This window comes from Amycolatopsis sp. 2-15 (assembly GCF_030285625.1).
Taxonomy (GTDB): domain Bacteria; phylum Actinomycetota; class Actinomycetes; order Mycobacteriales; family Pseudonocardiaceae; genus Amycolatopsis; species Amycolatopsis carbonis.
The window spans coordinates 996,812-1,016,227 of sequence record NZ_CP127294.1 but is presented as its reverse complement, the minus strand read 5'-3'; the positions used below and the strand labels follow the sequence as shown (position 1 = coordinate 1,016,227).

Here is a 19,416-nt window from a genome sequence, read left to right as displayed (position 1 = left end):
GAAGGAGAACCGTGTTCGACCTGTGTGTGGGGCTCGGCCAGCACTGCGAGTCCACCTACCAGATCCGCCGCATCACCGGCCAGGAGTCCGCGCACTTCTTCGACTGGCTCGAAATCGACCTCGTTTTCGTGCAGCAAGCCCTCGACACCGACTTCCAGGTGCTGCTCGACCCCGGCCGCATGGCGCTGATGACCGACGGCGAAGGTGCCATCGACCTCGGCGCCGGCATCGAGTTCTACCACGAGTTCCACGCCAAGCCGGACGCGAAGCTCACGCTCGAAGACGTCGAAGAACAGCTCCCGGCCGTCCGCGAAAAGCTGGCGTTCCTCGCCCGGCGCTGGCGTGAGCTCGTCGCCTCGCCCCAGCGCGTGCTCTACGTCCGCCAGGACGCCAACGGCGTCGAGACCGCCGCCGACCTCGAACGGCTCCAGACCACCCTGCGCGAGCGTTACCCCGGCCACGACTTCGCCATCCTCTGGCTGCGCCGCACCACCCCCGACGACCTCGACAAACTGCCGCCCGGCATCGCGTGCCGCGAGATCCCGCTGCTCGAAGGCCGCTGGCAAGGCGACGACGCCGCGTGGGACGAGCTGTTCGCCACCCTGCCCTTCGACGAACTGTGGCCATGAGCGCCGTCGTCGTCGACGGCCTGTCGATGACCTACCGCGTCCCTGTGCGGGAAGCGGGACTGAAGGCCGCGTTCCGCTCACTGGTGCACCGGCGCTACCGCGAGGTCGAGGCTGTGCGCGACCTGTCGTTCGAGGTCCCGGCGGGTGAGGTGGTCGGCCTGCTCGGGCCCAACGGTGCCGGCAAGACCACCGCGATGAAGCTCATGTCCGGCCTGCTGCATCCCACGGCCGGGTCCGTCGAGGTGCTCGGCTTCACGCCGTGGCAGCGTCGCACCCCCTTCCTCAAGCAGATCGCGCTCGTGCGCGGCAGCCAGCCGACGGGCGGCGCGCAAGAGTTGACCGTGCTGGATTCGCTGCAGTACCAACGCGTTCTCTACGACCTCCCGGAAGCCGGCTACCACGCCGGGCTCGACGAGCTGGCCGAGCTGCTCGAACTCGGTCCACTGCTGCACCGGCAGCTACGGGCGCTCAGCCTCGGCGAGAAGATGCGCGCGGGCTTGGCGCTTTCCCTGCTGTACCGGCCGAAAGTGCTCTTCCTCGACGAGCCGACGCTCGGCCTCGACGTGTCCGCCGCCGCGGCCATCCGCCGGTTCCTCGCCGCCTACGCCACGCAGACCGGGGCCACGATCGTGCTCACCAGCCACTACATGGCCGACGTGGAGTCGTTGTGCCGCAGGCTGATCCTCGTCGACCACGGCCGCGTGCAGTACGACGGACCGCGTGAAGAGCTGGCCGCGCGGCTCTCGCCGTACAAGCTGTTGCGCATCAGCGCGCCCGCGGCGGTGAAGGAGGACTTCGACGGTGTCGCCGAGGTCGTGGCCACCAGCGGGGTGTCGTGGGACCTGCGCGTGCCGCGCGACGACGTCGCCAGCGTGACGTCGCGGCTGCTGACCTCGCTCGACGTCGTCGACCTGGCCGTGGAGGAGCCGTCGCTGGAGACGGTGCTGGACCGCGCGTACCGGGAGGGCGTGTGAGGACGGGCCGGCTGCTCGCGCTGGCGGTGCGCCGCCAGTTCCTGGAGTGGGCGGGCACGTGGTGGTTCACCGCGTCGCTGGTCGTGAACTACGCGATCGGGCCGCTGATCGGGCTCGTCGTGTGGTCGGCCGTGCTGCCCGGCGACGCGCGGATCGTGCGGTACTTCGTGGCGCTGGTGGCCGTGCACCTGCTCACGGCTTCGTTCGAGGACTACACCTTCGCCGAGTCCGTGTACGACGGGAAGATCAGCGCCCGCCTGCTCGAACCCCAGCCCGTGGTGCTCGGGCCGGCGGGGGAGAACCTCGCGATCCGGCTGTGGCTGGCCCTGTTCGGGCTGCCGCTGACGGTGGTGGTCGCCCTCGTCACGGGTGCGACCTATCGCTGGCAGGACGTGCTGCTCGCGCTGCCGTCGCTGGTGCTGGCCGCGGTGCTGCGGTTCCTGTGGACGTGGCTGCTGGCGTTGGCGGCGTTCTGGACCGAACGCGTGCACGCGATCGTCGCGCTGGGCAACATCCTCGTGTTCCTGCTCGGCGGCATCGCCGCGCCGCTCGCGGACCTGCCCGCGTCCTGGCAGTCCGTGGCTTCGCTGCTGCCGTTCCACGCCATGCTCGGCCTGCCCGCCGACATCGCCTCTGGGACCCTGCCGGCTTCGGGCGTGGCGCTGCAGGCCGGCTGGTGCGTGGTCTTCGCCCTGGCCGCCGTGGTCGTCTGGCGCTCCGGCGTACGCCGCTACACGGCGGTGGGCGCGTGAAGCTGCTGCGGCTGTTCGCCACGAGCTTCTCCCTGTCCCTGCGCCAGGCGCTGGCGTTCCGGGCGAACCTCGTGTTCGACGCGGTGCTGTCGGTCGTCGCGCTGGCCTCGACGATCGCCACGGTGCTGGTCATCTTCTCCCGCACCACGACGCTCGCCGGCTGGACGCGACTCGAGGTGCTGGTGCTCATCGGCACGTTCGAGCTGCTCAGTGGCGTGAAGACGACGTTCGTCGACCCGAACCTCGCGGGCTTCCCGACGCGCGGCGTGCGCGAGGGCCGCCTCGACCACCACCTGCTGCAGCCGGCGCCCAGCATGTTCCTCGTCAGCTTCGCCACGGCCGCGCCGCTCGCCGGCGTGCAGATCCTGCTGGGCCTCGGCGTGGTTTTCGCCGGTGCGGGCGAGCTGCCGCGGTTCCCGGGCGCCGGCGCGTTCTGCGTGTGGGCGGTGCTGGTGGCGGCCGCGACCGTGACGACGTGGGCGGTCGGCATGATCTTCGCGAGTCTCGCGTTCTGGGCGCCGAAGCTCGACCTGCACAGCCTGTTCGGCAACGTCTGGCAGCTCGCCCGCTATCCCGCCGACATCTACGCACGGCGGCTGCGGCGCGTGTTCACCTACGTGCTGCCGCTCGCCCTCGTCGCCTCCGCCCCGGCGCGCACGCTCGCGCGCCCGGTCGACGCGTTGCTCGTGCGCGGCGCGATGGTCACCACGGCCGCCGCGGTCCTCGTCGCGATCCTCGTGTGGCGCACGGGCCTGCGCCGCTACACGGGCGCGAGCAGTTAGTGGATGTCGCTGTTCAGCGCGATGATCGCCACGTTCAGCGCCGTGGCGTAGACGATCCAGAAGAAGTACGGCAGCAGCAGCACCGCGGCCAGGTGCGAGCGGCGGTAGAACAGACCGATCGTCATCAGCGTGGTGAAGCCGAGCAGGATGATGTCCACACAGGCCAGCCGCGTCGAGCCACCCGCGAAGAACAGTGGTGTCCACAGCATGTTGAACAGCAGACTGACGCCGTACATGGCGAAGCCCTGCGTCTCGCCGTCCGTGCGCCAGTAGACCCAGCCGGCGAACGCGAGCAGCACGTACAGGAGTGTCCACACAGGACCGAACAGCCTCGCGGGCGGCGCCCAGTCCGGCAGCACGAGCCGCGCGTACGTCTCGGGGGCCGACGTGGCCGCGAGCGAGCCCACGAGGGCGACCACGGCGACCAGCACGAAAAACACCACGAGCACGACCCAGGGGTTGCGGCTGTGCGTGGGCGTGGTCACGTTGCCCTCCCCGTTCACCGCGGCCCGGCGGCACCTGGCTGAACCGCCCGTGATCGGTAGGTTACCAATCCGACCAAAAGCAGGCGGGCACCAAACGGACACTTACCGGGTTCGCAACCGTCCCCGCCGTGGCTGTGGTCGGATTGGTAACGAGCAGCACAGTGGAGTACCGCCGGTCGCGCGCGAGACGTCGGCCACCGGCAACGCTCGGGTATTTGCGAGACTGGACGGGTGAGCACTGGCACCGAGCAGTCCAAGGTTTGGTTCGAACGCGCGAAGGCGGCCGTCCCGGGCGGGGTGAACTCGCCGGTGCGGGCGTTCAACTCGGTCGGCGGCACCCCGCGTTTCATGGTCCGCGGCGAGGGCCCCCACCTGTGGGACGCCGACGGCAACCGCTACGTCGACCTCGTCTCGTCCTGGGGCCCGATGATCCTCGGGCACGCCCACCCGCAGGTGGTGGAAGCCGCGCGCGCGGCCGCCACGAGCGGGCTCTCGTTCGGCACACCGACGATCGGCGAGGTGGAGCTGGCCGAGGAGATCATCGGCCGCGTCGAGCCCGTCGAGCAGGTGCGCCTGGTCAACTCCGGCACCGAGGCGACGATGAGCGCGATCCGCCTCGCCCGGGGCTTCACCGGCCGCGCGAAGATCGTGAAGTTCGCCGGGTGTTACCATGGTCACGTCGACGCACTGCTGGCCCAGGCCGGCTCGGGCGTCGCGACGCTCGGGCTGCCGACCTCGCCCGGCGTCACGGGCGCGCAGGCCGCCGACACGATCGTGCTGCCGTACAACGACCTCGACGCCGTGCGGAAGTCCTTTGTGGAAAACGCAGGCGAGATCGCCGCGGTGATCACCGAGGCGGCCGCGGGCAACATGGGCGCGATCGCGCCGGATGCCGGGTTCAACGCGGGCCTCGCGGAGATCGCCCACGAGCACGGCGCGCTGCTGATCATGGACGAGGTCATGACGGGCTTCCGCGTCTCGCGCGCCGGCTGGTTCGGCCTCGAAGGCGTGGCCGGTGACCTCTACACGTTCGGCAAGGTCATGTCGGGCGGGCTGCCGGCCGCCGCGTTCGGTGGTCGCGCCGAGGTGATGGCGCGGCTCGCGCCGGGTGGCCCCGTCTACCAGGCGGGCACGCTGTCGGGGAACCCCGTCGCCGTCGCCGCGGGCCTCGCGACGCTGCGCGCGGCGGACGACGCCGTGTACGCGGCCCTCGACGCCAACGCGAAGCGGCTCGGCGGGCTCTTCGACGCGGCGCTGACCGAAGCGGGCGTCGCGCACAACGTGCAGTACGCCGGCAACCTCGTGAGCGTCTTCTTCGGCTCTGGTGCGGTCCGCGACTACGCGGGCGCGCAGGCCACGGAGACCTGGCGGTTCCCGGCCTTCTTCCACGCGTTGCTCGACGCCGGCGTGTACGCCCCACCGAGCGCGTACGAGGCGTGGTTCGTGAACGCCGCCATGGACGACGAAGCGTTCGGCGTGATCGAGGCGGCCCTCCCGGCCGCCGCCCGCGCCGCGGCCGAGGCGGTCAAGCCGTGACCACTGTCGTCCACCTCCTGCGCCACGGCGAAGTCCACAACCCCGACAAGATCCTCTACGGCCGGCTGCCGAACTTCCGGCTGTCCGACCGCGGGCAGCGCCAGGCGCTCACCGTCGCGGAAGCTGTGGCGGGCCACGACCTCGCGCACGTCGTCGCGTCGCCGCTGCAGCGCGCCCAGGAGACGGCGGCGCCCATCGCGGCCGCCCACCGCCTCGACATCGCGACCGACGAGGGCCTGATCGAAGCGGGCAACGTCTTCGAGGGCCAGCGCGTGGCCGTCGGCGACGGGGCGCTGCGCCAGCCCAAGGCGTGGCCGCACCTGGTCAACCCGTTCCGCCCGTCGTGGGGCGAGCCGTACGTGGAGATCGCGCACCGGATGCTCGGCGCGGTCTACCGCGCCCGCGAGCAGGCCGAAGGGCGCGAGGCACTGTGCGTGTCGCACCAGCTGCCGATCTGGACGTTGCGCCGGTTCCTCGAGGCCAAGCGCCTGTGGCACGACCCGCGCAACCGCCAATGCTCGCTGGCCTCGCTGACGTCGCTGGTCTTCGACGGCGAGGCCCTCGTGGACATCGTCTACAGCGAGCCCGCGGGCACCACCGATCCGAAGGTGACGGGCGCGTGAAGCGGGTCCTCGGCGCGCTGGCCGCCGCGTTGCTGCTGGTGGCGGGCTGCTCCACGGGCAAGGACGCCGTCGTCACCGGCGGCACCTTCAGCTTCGTGTCGCCGGGTGGCCAGGTCGACATCACGTACCCGATCGCGCAGCGCCAGACCGCGCCCACGCTGGCCGGCGACGACCTCATGAACGAGGGCAAGCAGCTCTCGATCGCCGACTTCCCCGGCAAGGTCCTGGTGATCAACCTGTGGGGCCAGTGGTGCGGTCCGTGCCGTGCCGAGGCCCCGGAGCTCGAGAAGGCCAGCAAGCAGATGGCCCCGCTCGGCGCCCAGCTCATCGGCCTCGACGTCCGCGACCCGGCGCGCTCGGTCGCCCAGGACTTCGTGCGCGACCGCGACATCACCTACCCGTCCATCTGGGACTCGTCGGGCCGGGCCCTGCTGAGCCTGCACGGCTACCCGCGCAACCTCATCCCGTCGACGATCGTGCTCGACAAGCAGCACCGCGTCGCCGCGATCTTCCTGCGTGACGTCCTGGCGTCCGACCTGATGCCGGTGGTGCAGCGGCTGCTGGCCGAGAAGTAGCCGGCGCGGCCGGATCCGTCCGGCCGCGCCGGTCACGAGTGGGACCTTGGTCCCCTTCGGGCTGTGGCGTACGTCCTGTGAGCTGCCCCCGCCCGTCTCACGCGAAGCTCACTGCCTACTCTCAGGTGCGTGAACTCCGTGTCCGAGCTGGCGATCTCCGGACCGCTGCTGCTCGCCTCGGGCGTGGCGTTGCTGGCCGGCGCGATCTCGTTCGCGTCGCCCTGCGTGGTGCCGCTCGTGCCCGGTTACCTGGCGTACCTGGCGGCGCTGGTGGGAGCAGACGCGCCGGCGGTGAGTGTCGACGAGGAACGCAAGAAGGGCCGCTACGCCGTGCTCGGCGCGGCGGGTCTGTTCGTGCTCGGGTTCACCGTCGTGTTCGTCGCCACGCTCGGCACGCTCGTCTGGCTGGCCGACACGTTGCTGATCAACCAGGATCTCCTGCAGCGCATCGGCGGTGTGCTCACGATCGCGATGGCGCTGGTGTTCCTCGGCTGGATCCCGGGCCTGCAGCGAGAGGTCCGCTCGCACCGCGTGCCGGGCGGCGGGATCTGGGGCGCGCCGCTGCTGGGTGCGGTGTTCGGGCTCGGCTGGACGCCGTGCATCGGGCCGACGCTCTCGGCCGTCACAAGCCTCGCGAGCGCCACGGGCGGCGCGGCCGCGCGCGGGTACCTGCTGGTGCTCGTCTACTGCCTTGGCCTCGGCCTGCCGTTCCTGCTGATCGCGCTCGGCGCGCGCTGGGCCGTGCGCGCCACCGACTGGCTGCGCCGCAACGGCCGGCGCGTACAGCTCATCGGCGGCGGGCTGCTGATGGTCGTCGGCATCCTGCTCGTCACCGGACTCTGGGGAGACGTCATGGGCTGGCTCCGCAACTCCGTCGCCTCGAACCTGGTGCTGCCACTGTGACGACCACCGAAGCGCCCCCGGCCAGCCCGCAGCGCCCGTACCGGCCCTCGGCCGGCAAGCAGCTGCTCGCCTTCCTGCGCAACACCTGGCGCGGCCTCACGTCGATGCGCACCGCGCTCGTGCTGCTGTTCCTGCTGGCACTCGCGGCCCTGCCCGGCGCTCTGCTGCCGCAGAACCGGCTCAACGCGGCCAAGGTCGACGACTACATCTCCAGCCACGGCTGGTGGGGCACCCTGCTCGACAAGCTGCAGTTCTACGACGTCTACTCCAGCGTCTGGTTCTCGGCGATCTACCTTCTGCTGATGATCTCGCTCGTCGGCTGCCTCACGCCGCGCAGCTGGGACTACGTCAGGCAGATGCGCGCGAAGCCCGTGCTGACGCCGCGCAACCTCGCGCGCATGCCGCACCACCGCATCGTCCGCACCGCGCGCACGCCCGAGTCGATCCGCGAGGACGTGCGCAAGCAGCTTTCGGGCTGGCGCAAGGTCGAGCGCGATGAAGACGAAGGCGGGTACAGCATCTCCGCCGAACGCGGCTACCTGCGCGAGACCGGCAACCTGCTTTTCCACTTCGGCATGCTCGGCCTGATCATCTTCTTCGCCCTCGGCAAGCTCTACAGTTACGAGGGCCAGGTCATCGTGCAGGCCGACGGCAGCCAGTTCTGCAACTCCGGCATCTACAACTACGACTCGTTCGAAGCCGGCCTGCGCATCGACGGCACCGACCTCGACGCGTTCTGCGTGAAGGTCAACGACTTCACCGCGCACTACACGCCCGCGGGCGAAGCGGACTACTACCACTCGAACATCCAGTACCAGTCCGGCGCCGACCTGACCACGAACACCTGGCGGCCGTTCAACCTGCAGCCCAACGACCCGCTGCGGACTGTCGGCGACCGCGTCTACCTGCTCGGCAACGGCTACTCGCCCCAGTTCACCGTGACCTTCCCCAACGGCGAGAGCCGCACGCAGAACACGCAGTGGAAGCCCACCGACACCGGCACGATGCTCTCGCAGGGCGCCACCAAGTTCGACCAGCCGGGCATCACCGACGAGATCCAGCGCCGCACCAAGCAGCTCGCGATCACCGGCATCCTGGCGCCGACGCCGTTCGTCCACGAAGGCGTGCTCACCTCCGTCGCGCCCGAGCTGAACAAGCCGATGGTCGCCGTCGACGTGCTGCGCGGCGACCTCGGCCTCGACGCGGGCCGCGGGCAGTCGGTGTTCGATGTGGACCAGGACCGCGTGGCCGACGGCCGGCTCAAGCGCGTCGCGCGGCAGAACCTGGCCGTGGGCCAGTCGGTCACGCTCGACGACGGCACCAAGGTGCGCTTCGACGGCGTGAACAACTGGGTGAACCTCCAGATCTCCCACGACCCAACGCAGGTCTACGTGCTCGGCTTCGCGATCGTGATGTTCGCGGGACTGGGCGGATCACTGCTGGTCAAGCGGCGGCGGGTGTGGGTACGGGTGCGCCCGGGTGACGACGGACACGCGCGTACCGTGATCGAGGTCGCCGGGCTGGCGCGCACCGACCAGGCAGGGTACGGCGAAGAGTTCCAGCGGATCAGCGAACGGCTGATCACGGGCCGGAAAGGCAGCTGAGGCATGCAGATCAACGAGACGTTGTCGCAGTACAGCGACTGGTTCTACACCACGACGGTGGCGATCTACGTCCTCGCGCTCCTGCTCTCGCTGTTCGAGCAGGCCTTCGGCGCGAAGGGCCGCCAGGCCCACGCGCGCAGCGCGCAGAAGTCGCTGGTCGGCGCCGGCGGGCCGGTGATCGAGGACGCCGACAACCCGGCCGAGCCCGAGGCTCCGCGCGAGGTCGGCCGCCCCGAGCGCATCGGCCGCATGGGTGCGTCGCTGCTGGTGCTGGGCGCGCTGCTGCAGCTCACCGCGATCGTGCTGCGCGGCCTCGCCGTGCACCGCGCGCCGTGGGGCAACATGTACGAGTACGGCATGGCGGTCACCTTCATCACGGTGGTCGCGTGGCTGGTCGTGATCCGGAAGTTCCCGGTGCGCCACCTCACGGGCTTCCTGCTGCTGCCCGTCGTGATCCTGATGTTCATCAACGGCACGCTGCTCTACACGGTGGCCGCGCCGGTCGTGCCCGCGCTGCAGTCCTACTGGCTCTACATCCACGTGTCGGCCGCGATCATCGGCTCCGGTGTGTTCCTGGTGCCCGGCGTGGCGAGCGTGCTCTACCTCTTCCGCACCGCCTACGACCGCAACCCGGCCAAGTTCTCCGGCTTCGGCCCGAAGCTCCCGGCCGCCGACGTGCTCGACCGCATCGCCTACCGCGCCACGATCGTGGCGTTCCCGATCTTCACCTTCGGCGTGCTGTGCGGCGCGGTGTGGGCCGAGGCGGCGTGGGGCCGGTTCTGGGGCTGGGACCCGAAGGAGACCGTCGCCTTCATCGCGTGGGTCGTCTACGCGGCCTACCTGCACTCCCGCGCCACCGCGGGCTGGCGCGGCACGCGGGCGGCGGTGATCAACATCGTCGGTTTCGCGGTGACGATCTTCAACCTGTTCTTCGTCAACCTGGTGACTGCCGGACTGCACTCGTACGCAGGGGTGAACTGACCGGGGGCCCACGCGGTTGGTAACACTTCACCCGACTACCGTCGATACCTGAGGATCCAGCAGGCGGTGCGATCGGGAGGTTGGCAGCGGTGACCGGACCCAGCGAAGAGGCGGCCACCCGGGCGGAGTCCGGCGGTGTTCCAGGGCAGCCCGAGCAGGCTCAGGCACAGCCCGAACCGAGTCCGGAACCGGCGGCCGAACTGTTCTCCGACGAACGCACGGACTCCACGCCGCACCCGGCCGCGGACGCGTACGAGGCCCAGCCGACCCAGGTCGTGGCCTCGCCCAACCCGAACTCGGGTCCCCACGCCGTGCCCGGTCAGCCCGTCGCGCAGGCGGGTCAGGCAGCGCAGCCGGGCCAGCCTCTTCAGCCCGGCCAGGTTCCGCCCGGGTACGCGCAGCAGCAGTACGACCAGAACCTCCCGCCGTTGCAGCCGCAGCAGCAGTACCCGCCCGCGGGTTACCCGCAGCAGCAACCGCCGTCGCAGCAGGCGCCTTCGGGTCTGCCGCAGCCGGGCGGCCGGCACTCGGCCGTGCCCGACGACCTGACCACCGCGCACCTGGTGAAGCAGGCGAAGCGCACGCCGCAGTCGGGCTGGCGCAAGGCGCTGTACGTGGGCACGGGCAAGCTGCTCAACCCCGGCGAGAGCCCGGCCGACACGCGCCGGCGCGAGCTGATCGCGCGCGTGAACCAGCCGCTGCGCGGGTGCTACAAGATCGCGATGCTGTCGCTCAAGGGTGGCGTCGGCAAGACCACCACCACGACCACGCTGGGCTCGACGTTCGCGTCGCTGCGCGGCGACCGCGTGGTGGCCGTGGACGCGAACCCGGACCGCGGCACGCTGTCGCAGAAGATCGCGATCGAGACCACGGCGACCGTGCGGCACCTGCTGCGCGACGCCGAGAAGATCACCCGCTACAGCGACGTCCGCTCGTACACCTCACAGGGCTCCAGCCGGCTGGAGATCCTCGCCAGCGAGCAGGACCCGGCCGTGTCGGAGGCCTTCTCCGAGACCGACTACCGGCGCACGGTCAACCTGCTGGAGCACTTCTACAACATCGTGCTCACCGACTGCGGCACCGGCTTGATGCACTCGGCGATGAAGGGCGTGCTCGACGTCGCCGACTCGCTCGTGGTCGTCTCGTCCGGCTCGGTCGACGGCGCGCGCAGTGCCTCGGCCACGCTCGACTGGCTCGAGGCCCACGGCTACGGCGACCTGGTGAAGCGCTCGGTCGTGGTCATCAACTCCGTGCGCCCGAAGGGCAGCTCGGTCGACCTCGACAAGCTCTCGGCCCACTTCGGCGCGAAGGTCCGCGCCGTGTGCCGCATCCCGTTCGACGCGCACCTGGAGGAAGGCGCGGAGATCGAGCTGGAACGCCTGGGCGGCGACACGCGCCTGGCGCTGCTGGAGCTGGCGGCCACGGTGGCCGACGGCTTCGGGGCTCAGCAGTACCGCTGAGCCCGTTTCGTAAAGCGTTGCGAAAGCGCCCCAGCCGCACGTGCTGGGGTGCTTTTCACGTCTTGCCGGAGGTCAGGCGTCCGGGTCGTCGGTGGGCCGCTTGCGCTGCTGCTCGCCGAGCTTGCGCAGGAAGTCGGGGTCGTCGTCGGGCGCGAGGGTGGGCCGCCGATCGGGCACGCCGATGCGTTGCGCGCCGAAGGCCCGCCACAACAGAACGGCGATGGTGATGGCGCCCACCGCTGCGAGCAGAGCGATCATGCCCGGTCCTTCCGTCGTGCAAGGCCTTGCCGGTTCCCCAGGTTAGCCCCAAAACGCTCAAGCGGCCCGAACCCCGGGTACGACGAAGGGTCGTGACCGGTAAGAGGTGCGGGAAGTCACCTCTTACCACTCACGACCCTCTCGTCGCGGTGGTTCAGGCCTTGCGGGCCGGTTCGCTCGCGTCGGTGGTGAGCTCGGCGAGGAGCTCGTTCACCTCGGACTCGCGGAACCTGCGGTGCCCGCCCGGGGTCCGGATCGAGCCGATCCGACCGGCCGTGGCCCATCGGGTGACCGTCTTCGGGTCCACCCGGAACAAGGCGGCCACCTCACCCGGGGTGAGCAACCTTCCGCCCATCGTCGCGGTCATTTTCCGCCTCCTTAACGACCTACTTGCTATACCGGAGGCATCGGGCCTTTCGCCCGTCGCGCCGGGGTAGCCAACGCGGCAATCGTGGCACTTCACCCGTCGGGTACTCGAACGGTTGTCCTTGAGTAAAGAGCCCTTAAAGTGCAAAAGGGACATAACCTCGTGCGTCCTCCCGCGTGTGAAGTCCTTGTTCAAATGGCTCTGACCAGGAGGTTTTCTTCTGCGGAGCGGCGGCCTCAGGTAAAGACACGCCAAAGGGGCATCGCGGGCCATAGCGGACCATCGGCGACGTTGTGACGCAGTAGACACTCTGTCTGCTGATCGGGGCGCCTTACCTTCCCTGCGGCCGGCGCGGGCCGCGAAGCATAATGACCCGGTGGATCAGCTGGACCGGAAGATCATCGCGGCGTTGCGGGTCAACGGCCGGGCCACCTACGCCGACCTCGGCCGCTCCGTCGGTTTGTCGGCTTCGTCGGTGCACGAGCGCGTGGGCAAGCTCGAGGCCGCGGGGGTGATCACCGGCTACCACGCGATGGTGGACCCGGGCACCGTCGGCCTGGGCGTCACGGCGCTGGTGGGCATCCACCCGACCGACACCGCCACCGACGAGGACGTGGCCGCGGCACTCGGCGAGCTGCCCGAGGTGGAGAGCTGTTACGCCGTGGCGGGGGACGAGGCGTTCGTGGTGAAGGTGCGCGTGTCGACCGTCGACGAGCTGGAGCACACGCTCGGGCGGCTGCGGCGCATCCCGGGCGTCGGGCGCACCAATACGACGGTGGTCCTCTCGACGCGCTTCGAGGGCCGTCCGAACAACGCGGGCCTGGACGAAGAGGCCGAGAACAAGGCGTAGCCTCCCTTGATGTGAGCGAATCGCCGGAACACGAATCGCCGGAACACCTGCCCCGTGACCTGACCCTGTACCTGGTCGCGCGCTTCGCGCTCGTGGCTGTGGTCGCCTGGGTGCTGGCGCTGGTCGGGGTGCCGCTGCTGGTGTCCCTCCTCATTGGGCTCGTCGTGGGCCTGCCGCTGGGTCTGCTGCTCTTCCGCAAGCTCAACGCGCGCGTGACGGCCGGGCTGGCCAAGCGCAACGAGTCGCGGGCTCGCGCGCGGGCCGCCCTGCGCGCCCAGCTGCGCGGTGACCTCTCGGCCAACTCGGGCGACGAGGCCGCATGAGCAGGCTCCACAACCGGGCGTGGGTGCGTGAGGCCGTCCGCATCATCGAGGCCGACGCGAACCGCAGCGCCGACACGCACCTGCACGTCTTCCCGCTGCCCCAGGAATGGGGCGTCGACCTGTACCTGAAGGACGAGTCCGTGCACCCCACGGGCTCGCTCAAGCACCGGCTGGCCCGGTCGCTGCTGCTCTACGGCCTGGTCAACGGCCAGATCGGCCCCGACACCACGCTCATCGAGGCGTCCAGTGGGTCGACGGCGGTGTCGGAGGCGTACTTCGCGCGCATGCTGGGGCTCAAGTTCGTGACCGTGGTGCCGCGGCGCACGAGCAAGGAGAAGATCGCCCTCATCGAGTTCTACGGCGGTGAGTGTCACTACGTCGACCGTGCCCCGGACATGTACCCGGAGGCGGAACGGCTTGCGGCCGAGTGCGGTGGGCACTATCTCGATCAGTTCACGTATGCCGAGCGCGCGACGGACTGGCGGGGGAACAACAACATCGCGGAGTCGGTGTTCGCGCAGATGCGCGCGGAGCGGCATCCGGTGCCGTCGTGGATCGTCGTCGGAGCTGGCACGGGTGGGACGAGCGCGACGTTCGGGCGGTATGTGCGGTACAAGCGGCACACGACGAAGGTTGCCGTGGTCGACCCGGAGAACTCGTCCTTTTTCGGTGCGTGGGAGACCGGCGCGCTGGACTACGCGACGGGCATGCCGTCGCGGATCGAGGGGATCGGGCGGCCGAGGGTGGAGCCGTCGTTCGTGCCGGGGGTGATCGACGAGATGTTCTCGGTGCCGGATGCCGGGTCGCTGGCGGCGATCCGGTTGTTGCGGGATCACACGGGACATTGGGCTGGTGGGTCTACCGGGACCAATCTGTATGGCGCGTTTTTGTTGATCTCGCGGATGGTTGCGGAGGGGCAGGCTGGGTCGGTCGTGACTTTGCTCTGCGACGGCGGCGATCGGTATGCGAACACGTACTACTCGGATGAGTGGTTGGTGGAGCAGGGGATCGACATCGCGCCGTATCGGGGGAAGTTTGATGAGTTTTTGTTGAGTGGGCGGTTTGAGGGGTAGGTCCTGCGTTCTTGGACGGTTCTTGGTCCTCGCGGGGCGTGTTGCGGTGGGTGGTCTGGGGTTTCGGTTCTCGCGGGAGCGTGTTGCGTTGGGTGCGCACCCCGAAGCTGGATTGTGTTGACGGCCGGTGAGCCGTTGTCAAGGCGGGAAAGCGTGCCTTGACAACGGCTCGCCGGCGGCAAGAAGGCTTCGGATCGGGGTGCCGGGGCGGGTCTGGGTGCAAGTTTCGTCGCGTGGGTGGGCGGTGGATGGGTGGGTGGGTGGCGTTGTGTCGCCTTCGCTTGGGGTCAGAGGGCGAGTGCGATTGCGCTGAGGATGGCCCAGGCGAGCATGGCCAGGCCGGTGTCGCGGAGGGCGGGGATGAGTTCGCGGCCTACCTTGCCGCCGCCGACGGCGCGGACGGATTTGAGCAGCATGGGGGCCGTGATCAGGGTGATGAGCAGCAGCGGGTGCCAGATGCCGAGGATCACGGTGAGGACGTAGGGGACCGTCACCAGGACGAGGTAAAGGCGGCGGGTGCCCTGGTCGCCTAGGCGGGTGGCGAGGGTGCGTTTGCCGGATTCGAGGTCGGTGGGGATGTCGCGGAGGTTGTTGGCCGTCAGCACGGCCGTGGAGAAGGTGCCGACGGCGACGGCGCAGGCCAGGCCGGCCCAGCTGACGCGGCCGGCCTGGACGTAGACGGTGCCCAGCACGCCGGCGAGGCCGAAGAACACGAAGACGGCGATCTCGCCGAAGCCGTAGTAGCCGTAGGGCTTCTTGCCGCCCGTGTAGAACCACGCGCCGAGGATGCAGACGCCGCCCATGATCAGCAGCCACCAGAAGCCCGTGAGGGCCACGAGCAGCAGGCCCAGCACGCCGGCCAGGCCCAGGCACACCAGCGCCGCGGCGAGAACGGCCTTCGGGGCGGCCGTGCCGGAGCCGACGAGGCGCAGCGGGCCGACGCGGTTCTCGTCGGTGCCGCGGACGCCGTCGGAGTAGTCGTTGGCGTAGTTCACGCCGATGATCAGGGAGAGCGCGACCAGCAGCGCGAGCACCGAACGCCACCACGAGAACGCGTCCAGCGCGATTGCCGCCCCGACGCCCGCGACCACCGGCGCGATCGCGTTGGGCAGCGTCCGCGGGCGGGCGCCTTCGATCCACTCACTCACTGTCGCCATGGTCGTTATTCAACGCCATGCGATCTTCACCCGATCAGGAACCCGTGACCTGCCACGTGAGGGTCCCGCTGCTGTTCGGCTCGTCGGCCGACGCGGCACCAGCGCCGATGAGCAACCCCACCGCAAGAGTCACGACCGCCACCGCGGCCTTCGTCCACCTCGTCATACCCCCGAGGCAACCGTGATCACTGGCACCCTGTCAACGATCCGGCGGGATTTCACGCCGTCCGCAGGGCGAACAGGGCTTTGACGGCTGCCCGGTCGATCTTCCCCGGGCCTCGCAGCGGCAGCTCATCCGCGAACTCGACCTGTTTCGGCGTGGCCGCGGCGCCCAGTTCCTCCCGGGCGACGGCCTTGATCGTCTCGGGCGCGACCGGTCCCTCCGCGACCACCAGAGCGACCACCGTTTCACCCCACTGGGGGTCCGGGATCCCGACCACACAGACGTCGCGCACGCCCTTGATCGCGCCCAGCACCCGCTCCACCGACCCGGCCGACACCTTCACGCCGCCGGTGTTGATCACGTCGTCCGCGCGGCCGAGCACCTCGACGCGGCCGTCGTCGAGCAGCCGGCCGCGGTCGGACGTGCGGAACCAGCCGTCCTGGAACGACTCCTCCGTCAGCTCCGGCGCGAGCCGGTAGCCGTGGGCCAGCACCGGCCCGGAGATCCGCAGCCGCTCATCGGCGTCCGGCTCCACGCGCACCCCGTCGAGGGGCACGCCGTCGTAAACGCAGCCACTCGCGGTCTCGCTCATGCCGTACGCGGGAACGATCCGCACGCCGGCCTCCACCGCCCGCGTACGCAGCTTCGCCGACGTCGCCGCCGCGCCCAGCACGATCCCGTCGAACGCGCGCGCCGCGGACAGCCCGGCCCCGCCGTCGTCGAGCAGCCGGACGAGCTGCGTCGGCACCAGCGCCGTGTAGCGCGGCCCGTCCTCGGCCAGCACGGGCGCGGCGGCCGCGGCGAACTCATCGGGCCGGAAGCCCGTGCCGGTCAGGAACGCGGGTTTCGTCCCGGCCAGCCGCGCGCGGATCAGCACCTGCAGGCCGCCGATGTAGTGCGCCGGCGTGGCGAGCAGCCAGTGGCCCGCCCCGCCGAGCCGCGCGTGTGTGGCGATGGCCGACGACGTCAGCGCGCCCGGCGAGAGCAGCACGCCCTTGGGCGCCCCGGTCGACCCGGACGTGGCGATGATCACGGCCGTGTCCGGTTCGACCGGCGCGTCGGGCGCCATCGCCTCGAGCACGCCGGGGGCCGCCGGGTCGGCCGAGGACAGCGGCAGCACGGCCTCGCCGCCGTCCAACGCCGCCGCGACGGCCGTGTCCAGGGTGGACACCGCTTCGGCGCTCCCGTCGAGCCACACCACACGCACAAGGTCTCCCGGAGGATCAGTAGTAGTACGGGACGTCGGACCAGTCCGGGTCCCGCTTCTGCAGGAAGGCGTCGCGGCCCTCCACAGCTTCGTCCTGCATGTACGCGAGCCGCGTGGTCTCGCCGGCGAAGAGCTGCTGGCCGACGAGGCCGTCGTCGATCGCGTTGAATGCGTACTTCAGCATGCGCTGCGCGGTCGGGGACTTGCCGACGATGGCCCAGCCCCACTCCAGCGCCACCTTCTCCAGGTCGGCGTGGGGGACGACCTCGTTCACCGCGCCCATGTGGTGCATCTGCTCGGCGGTGTAGTCGCGGCCGAGGAAGAAGATCTCGCGCGCGAACTTCTGCCCGACCTGGCGGGCGAGGTAGGCCGAGCCGTAACCGGCGTCGAACGAGCCGACGTCGGCGTCGGTCTGCTTGAAGCGCGCGTGCTCGGCGGAGGCGAGCGTGAGATCGCACACGACGTGCAGCGAGTGCCCGCCGCCTGCGGCCCAGCCCGGGACGACCGCGACCACCGGTTTCGGCATGAACCGGATCAAGCGCTGGACCTCGAGGATGTGCAGCCGGCCGGCGCGCGCGGGGTCGACCGTGTCGGAGGTCTCCCCGCTCGCGTACTGATACCCGGAGCGTCCGCGAATACGCTGGTCACCGCCGGAACAGAACGCCCAGCCGCCGTCCTTGGGCGACGGCCCGTTGCCGGTGAGCAGGACGCAGCCGACGTCGGAGCTCATCCGGGCGTGGTCGAGGGCGCGGTAGAGCTCGTCGACCGTGTGCGGGCGGAAGGCGTTGCGGACCTCCGGACGGTCGAACGCGACGCGGACCACCCGTTTGCCGGAGCGGCTCTCGGTGGAGCGGTGGTAGGTGATGTCGGTGAAGGCGAAACCTTCGACCTCGGTCCACTCGGCGGGGTCGAACAGCTCGGAAACTCGGGCGTCATCCACGTTTGGGAGAATAGGACCTGTGGACATCTCTGCTGTGCCTGATGCCGCCTCCGCGGGAGGTAGCGCGTCCGTGGGCGACCTACCCGGAGCCTGCCGGTGAACCCCTCCACCGCGCAGGCCAGGGTCATCGTCGACGAACTGGTCCGCAACACCGTGTCCCACGTCGTCCTCTGCCCGGGCTCGCGTAACGCGCCCCTGTCGATCGCGCTCTACGACGCGGCCGCGGCCGGCCGGCTGAAGCTCCACGTGCGCATCGACGAGCGCGGCGCCGCGTTCCTCGCGCTCGGCATCGCCGCCCGCACGGGCCGGCCGTCGGCGGTGGTCTGCACCTCCGGCACGGCGGCCGCGAACTTCCACCCGGCCGTGCTCGAAGCCGACCGCGCGGGCGTGCCGCTGATCGTGCTCACCGCCGACCGCCCGCCCGAGCTGCGGTCCGCCGGCGCCAGCCAGGTGATCGACCAGTACCAGCTCTACGGCGACGCCGTGCGCTACTTCGACGAGCTGGCCGTCGCCGAGCGGCGCGCCGGCCAGAACTCCTACTGGCGCAGCCAGATCTGCCGCGCCTGGAACGCCGCCTACGGCGAGTGGCGCAGCGGCCCGGTGCACCTGAACATCCCGTTCCGCGAGCCGCTCGTCCCGGACCTCGACGATGACGGCGAGTGGTACGAGTCGACCGAAGGCCGCGCCGACGGCGAACGCTGGACGGAGCTGCCCGACTTCGGCGCCCTGCCGTCGTTCGTGGTGCCCTCGGCCCGCCACGGCCTCGTGATCGCGTGCGACACCGGCGTGCAGGCGGCCAGCGAGTGGGCCGAGCAGCACGGCTGGCCGGTGGTCTCCGAAACCGGTGGTCTGGGCTTGTCCGGCTCCACGGCCATCTCGTCGGGCGCGTGGCTGCTGGGCGTCGAGGAGTTCATCTCGCACCACAAACCGGAGCAGGTGCTGTGCCTCGGCCGGCCGACGGTGTTCCGGCAGGTCCAGAAGGTGCTCTCGGACCCCGAGGTGGAGGTTCTGCTGGTCCGCCCGGACTCCGACTGGCCCGCGCCGGCGCACAACGTCCGCCAGGTCGGTCAGTGGTTCGCCGAGCCGACGAAGCCCGCGGACCCGGAATGGCTCGCCGGCTGGCAACGCGCCGACGCGGCTGCGGCCGCGGCTGTTTCTCGCGCTCTGGCCGAGGAGCCGTGGCCCAGCGGGTTGAGCGTCGCGTCGGAGCTGGTGGACGCCCTGCCGCAGGGCGCTCTTCTGGTGGTGGGTTCGTCGAACCCGACCCGCGATGTCGCGCTGGTCGGGACGCTGCGTCCCGACGTGCTGGTCCACCGCAACCGCGGCGTCGCGGGCATCGACGGCACAGTCTCCACAGCCATCGGCGCGGCCACTGTGCACCGCGCGCCTTCGTACGCCTTGCTGGGCGATCTCACGTTCTTGCACGACGCTTCCGGCCTGCTCACCGGTCCCGCCGAGCAACGTCCGGACCTCACCATCGTCGTCCTCAACGACGACGGCGGAGGGATCTTTTCGTTGCTGGAACAGGGCGCCCCTGAACACGCGGACAGCTTCGAGCGAGTGTTCGGCACTCCCCACGGCGCCGACCTGGGCGCGTTGTGCGCGGGCTACCGGGTGCCCCACGTGGTGGCCACCTCGGTGTCGGAGTTCCGTGGGGCCCTGAAGCCCGCACCGGGCCTGCGGGTCGTCGAGGTGCGCGTGGACCGCTCGCGTCACCGCGACCTGCACGCCCGCCTGCGCAAGGCCGTGGCCTCGGCCGTCGGCAACGGCTGAC

The 19,416-nt window shown here is 70.5% G+C and carries 22 protein-coding genes; 15 read left to right on the top strand and 7 right to left on the bottom strand.

The window, feature by feature from the left end; all coding sequences use genetic code 11:
• Positions 1–11: 11 nt before the first annotated feature.
• Genes QRX50_RS04955 through QRX50_RS04940 form a run of 4 tightly spaced genes read left to right on the top strand, consistent with a single transcriptional unit; the run spans position 12 to position 3,137 of the window.
• Positions 12–629, top strand: coding sequence for a DUF1796 family putative cysteine peptidase (locus tag QRX50_RS04955; protein WP_285970781.1), 618 nt, complete (start codon positions 12–14; stop codon positions 627–629).
• On the top strand, positions 626–1,603 hold the full coding sequence (locus QRX50_RS04950; RefSeq protein WP_285970780.1) for an ABC transporter ATP-binding protein: 978 nt from the start codon (positions 626–628) through the stop codon (positions 1,601–1,603). The genes QRX50_RS04955 and QRX50_RS04950 overlap by 4 nt, the downstream gene beginning before the upstream one ends.
• Positions 1,600–2,355, top strand: a complete 756-nt coding sequence (locus tag QRX50_RS04945) for an ABC-2 family transporter protein (protein ID WP_285970779.1) — start codon at positions 1,600–1,602, stop codon at positions 2,353–2,355. The genes QRX50_RS04950 and QRX50_RS04945 overlap by 4 nt, the downstream gene beginning before the upstream one ends.
• On the top strand, positions 2,352–3,137 hold the full coding sequence (locus QRX50_RS04940; RefSeq protein WP_285970778.1) for an ABC transporter permease: 786 nt from the start codon (positions 2,352–2,354) through the stop codon (positions 3,135–3,137). Before QRX50_RS04945 ends, QRX50_RS04940 begins: the two co-directional genes overlap by 4 nt.
• Here the strand turns inward: QRX50_RS04940 and QRX50_RS04935 are convergent.
• Complete coding sequence (locus tag QRX50_RS04935; RefSeq protein ID WP_285970777.1) at positions 3,134–3,622, bottom strand: TspO/MBR family protein; 489 nt, start codon at positions 3,620–3,622, stop codon at positions 3,134–3,136. The genes QRX50_RS04940 and QRX50_RS04935 overlap by 4 nt on opposite strands.
• Before the next feature lie 231 nt (positions 3,623–3,853).
• Between QRX50_RS04935 and hemL the strand changes: the two genes are divergently transcribed.
• From hemL to QRX50_RS04900, 7 genes are all read left to right on the top strand, one after another.
• Complete coding sequence (gene hemL, locus QRX50_RS04930; RefSeq protein ID WP_285970776.1) at positions 3,854–5,158, top strand: glutamate-1-semialdehyde 2,1-aminomutase; 1,305 nt, start codon at positions 3,854–3,856, stop codon at positions 5,156–5,158.
• The gene (locus tag QRX50_RS04925; protein ID WP_220245956.1) at positions 5,155–5,781 is read left to right on the top strand and encodes a histidine phosphatase family protein; all 627 of its coding nucleotides are present in this window, start codon (positions 5,155–5,157) and stop codon (positions 5,779–5,781) included. The genes hemL and QRX50_RS04925 overlap by 4 nt, the downstream gene beginning before the upstream one ends.
• Positions 5,778–6,356, top strand: a complete 579-nt coding sequence (locus QRX50_RS04920; protein ID WP_285970775.1) for a TlpA family protein disulfide reductase — start codon at positions 5,778–5,780, stop codon at positions 6,354–6,356. The genes QRX50_RS04925 and QRX50_RS04920 overlap by 4 nt, the downstream gene beginning before the upstream one ends.
• A 129-nt stretch (positions 6,357–6,485) precedes the next feature.
• The gene (locus QRX50_RS04915; protein WP_285970774.1) at positions 6,486–7,259 is read left to right on the top strand and encodes a cytochrome c biogenesis CcdA family protein; all 774 of its coding nucleotides are present in this window, start codon (positions 6,486–6,488) and stop codon (positions 7,257–7,259) included.
• Complete coding sequence (gene resB, locus QRX50_RS04910; protein ID WP_285970773.1) at positions 7,256–8,863, top strand: cytochrome c biogenesis protein ResB; 1,608 nt, start codon at positions 7,256–7,258, stop codon at positions 8,861–8,863. Before QRX50_RS04915 ends, resB begins: the two co-directional genes overlap by 4 nt.
• 3 nt (positions 8,864–8,866) lie before the next feature.
• On the top strand, positions 8,867–9,844 hold the full coding sequence (gene ccsB / locus QRX50_RS04905; protein ID WP_285970772.1) for a c-type cytochrome biogenesis protein CcsB: 978 nt from the start codon (positions 8,867–8,869) through the stop codon (positions 9,842–9,844).
• An 89-nt stretch (positions 9,845–9,933) separates the two neighbouring features.
• Complete coding sequence (locus QRX50_RS04900; protein WP_285970771.1) at positions 9,934–11,304, top strand: MinD/ParA family ATP-binding protein; 1,371 nt, start codon at positions 9,934–9,936, stop codon at positions 11,302–11,304.
• Between the two features lie 72 nt (positions 11,305–11,376).
• Here the strand turns inward: QRX50_RS04900 and QRX50_RS04895 are convergent, their stop codons facing one another.
• Entirely contained in the window at positions 11,377–11,562 is a 186-nt protein-coding gene (locus QRX50_RS04895; protein ID WP_220245962.1) for a hypothetical protein, read from the bottom strand.
• Positions 11,563–11,716: 154 nt separating this feature from the next.
• On the bottom strand, positions 11,717–11,929 hold the full coding sequence (locus QRX50_RS04890; RefSeq protein WP_072474890.1) for a BldC family transcriptional regulator: 213 nt from the start codon (positions 11,927–11,929) through the stop codon (positions 11,717–11,719).
• A 376-nt stretch (positions 11,930–12,305) separates the two neighbouring features.
• Between QRX50_RS04890 and QRX50_RS04885 the strand changes: the two genes are divergently transcribed.
• Genes QRX50_RS04885 through cds1 form a run of 3 tightly spaced genes read left to right on the top strand, consistent with a single transcriptional unit; the run spans position 12,306 to position 14,175 of the window.
• Positions 12,306–12,779, top strand: coding sequence for an Lrp/AsnC family transcriptional regulator (locus QRX50_RS04885; RefSeq protein ID WP_285970770.1), 474 nt, complete (start codon positions 12,306–12,308; stop codon positions 12,777–12,779).
• An 11-nt stretch (positions 12,780–12,790) separates the two neighbouring features.
• Complete coding sequence (locus QRX50_RS04880) at positions 12,791–13,102, top strand: DUF4229 domain-containing protein (RefSeq protein WP_285970769.1); 312 nt, start codon at positions 12,791–12,793, stop codon at positions 13,100–13,102.
• Complete coding sequence (gene cds1 / locus QRX50_RS04875) at positions 13,099–14,175, top strand: L-cysteine desulfhydrase Cds1 (protein WP_285970768.1); 1,077 nt, start codon at positions 13,099–13,101, stop codon at positions 14,173–14,175. The genes QRX50_RS04880 and cds1 overlap by 4 nt, the downstream gene beginning before the upstream one ends.
• A 287-nt stretch (positions 14,176–14,462) precedes the next feature.
• Here cds1 and QRX50_RS04870 read toward each other — a convergent pair whose 3' ends face one another.
• The 4 genes from QRX50_RS04870 to QRX50_RS04855 are packed head-to-tail and all read right to left on the bottom strand — an operon-like array spanning position 14,463 to position 17,642.
• On the bottom strand, positions 14,463–15,332 hold the full coding sequence (locus QRX50_RS04870; RefSeq protein ID WP_285970767.1) for a 1,4-dihydroxy-2-naphthoate polyprenyltransferase: 870 nt from the start codon (positions 15,330–15,332) through the stop codon (positions 14,463–14,465).
• 34 nt (positions 15,333–15,366) lie between these two features.
• On the bottom strand, positions 15,367–15,498 hold the full coding sequence (locus QRX50_RS04865; RefSeq protein ID WP_285970766.1) for a hypothetical protein: 132 nt from the start codon (positions 15,496–15,498) through the stop codon (positions 15,367–15,369).
• 52 nt (positions 15,499–15,550) lie between these two features.
• The gene (gene menE, locus QRX50_RS04860; RefSeq protein WP_285970765.1) at positions 15,551–16,702 is read right to left on the bottom strand and encodes an o-succinylbenzoate--CoA ligase; all 1,152 of its coding nucleotides are present in this window, start codon (positions 16,700–16,702) and stop codon (positions 15,551–15,553) included.
• A 16-nt stretch (positions 16,703–16,718) separates the two neighbouring features.
• Entirely contained in the window at positions 16,719–17,642 is a 924-nt protein-coding gene (locus QRX50_RS04855; protein ID WP_285970764.1) for a 1,4-dihydroxy-2-naphthoyl-CoA synthase, read from the bottom strand.
• Positions 17,643–17,738: 96 nt separating this feature from the next.
• Here QRX50_RS04855 and menD point away from each other — a divergent pair, with 96 nt between their 5' ends.
• On the top strand, positions 17,739–19,415 hold the full coding sequence (gene menD / locus QRX50_RS04850; protein ID WP_285970763.1) for a 2-succinyl-5-enolpyruvyl-6-hydroxy-3-cyclohexene-1-carboxylic-acid synthase: 1,677 nt from the start codon (positions 17,739–17,741) through the stop codon (positions 19,413–19,415).
• Position 19,416: the final 1 nt, after the last annotated feature.

Excerpts from the sequence above, each read along its gene's own strand:
- QRX50_RS04950 (WP_285970780.1), top strand. The coding sequence starts at position 626 with ATGAGCGCCGTCGTCGTCGACGGCCTGTCGATGACCTACCGCGTCCCT.
- ccsB (WP_285970772.1), top strand. The coding sequence starts at position 8,867 with ATGCAGATCAACGAGACGTTGTCGCAGTACAGCGACTGGTTCTACACC.
- QRX50_RS04895 (WP_220245962.1), bottom strand. The coding sequence starts at position 11,562 with ATGATCGCTCTGCTCGCAGCGGTGGGCGCCATCACCATCGCCGTTCTG.
- QRX50_RS04890 (WP_072474890.1), bottom strand. The coding sequence starts at position 11,929 with ATGACCGCGACGATGGGCGGAAGGTTGCTCACCCCGGGTGAGGTGGCC.
- cds1 (WP_285970768.1), top strand. The coding sequence starts at position 13,099 with ATGAGCAGGCTCCACAACCGGGCGTGGGTGCGTGAGGCCGTCCGCATC.
- QRX50_RS04870 (WP_285970767.1), bottom strand. The coding sequence starts at position 15,332 with ATGGCGACAGTGAGTGAGTGGATCGAAGGCGCCCGCCCGCGGACGCTG.
- QRX50_RS04865 (WP_285970766.1), bottom strand. The coding sequence starts at position 15,498 with ATGACGAGGTGGACGAAGGCCGCGGTGGCGGTCGTGACTCTTGCGGTG.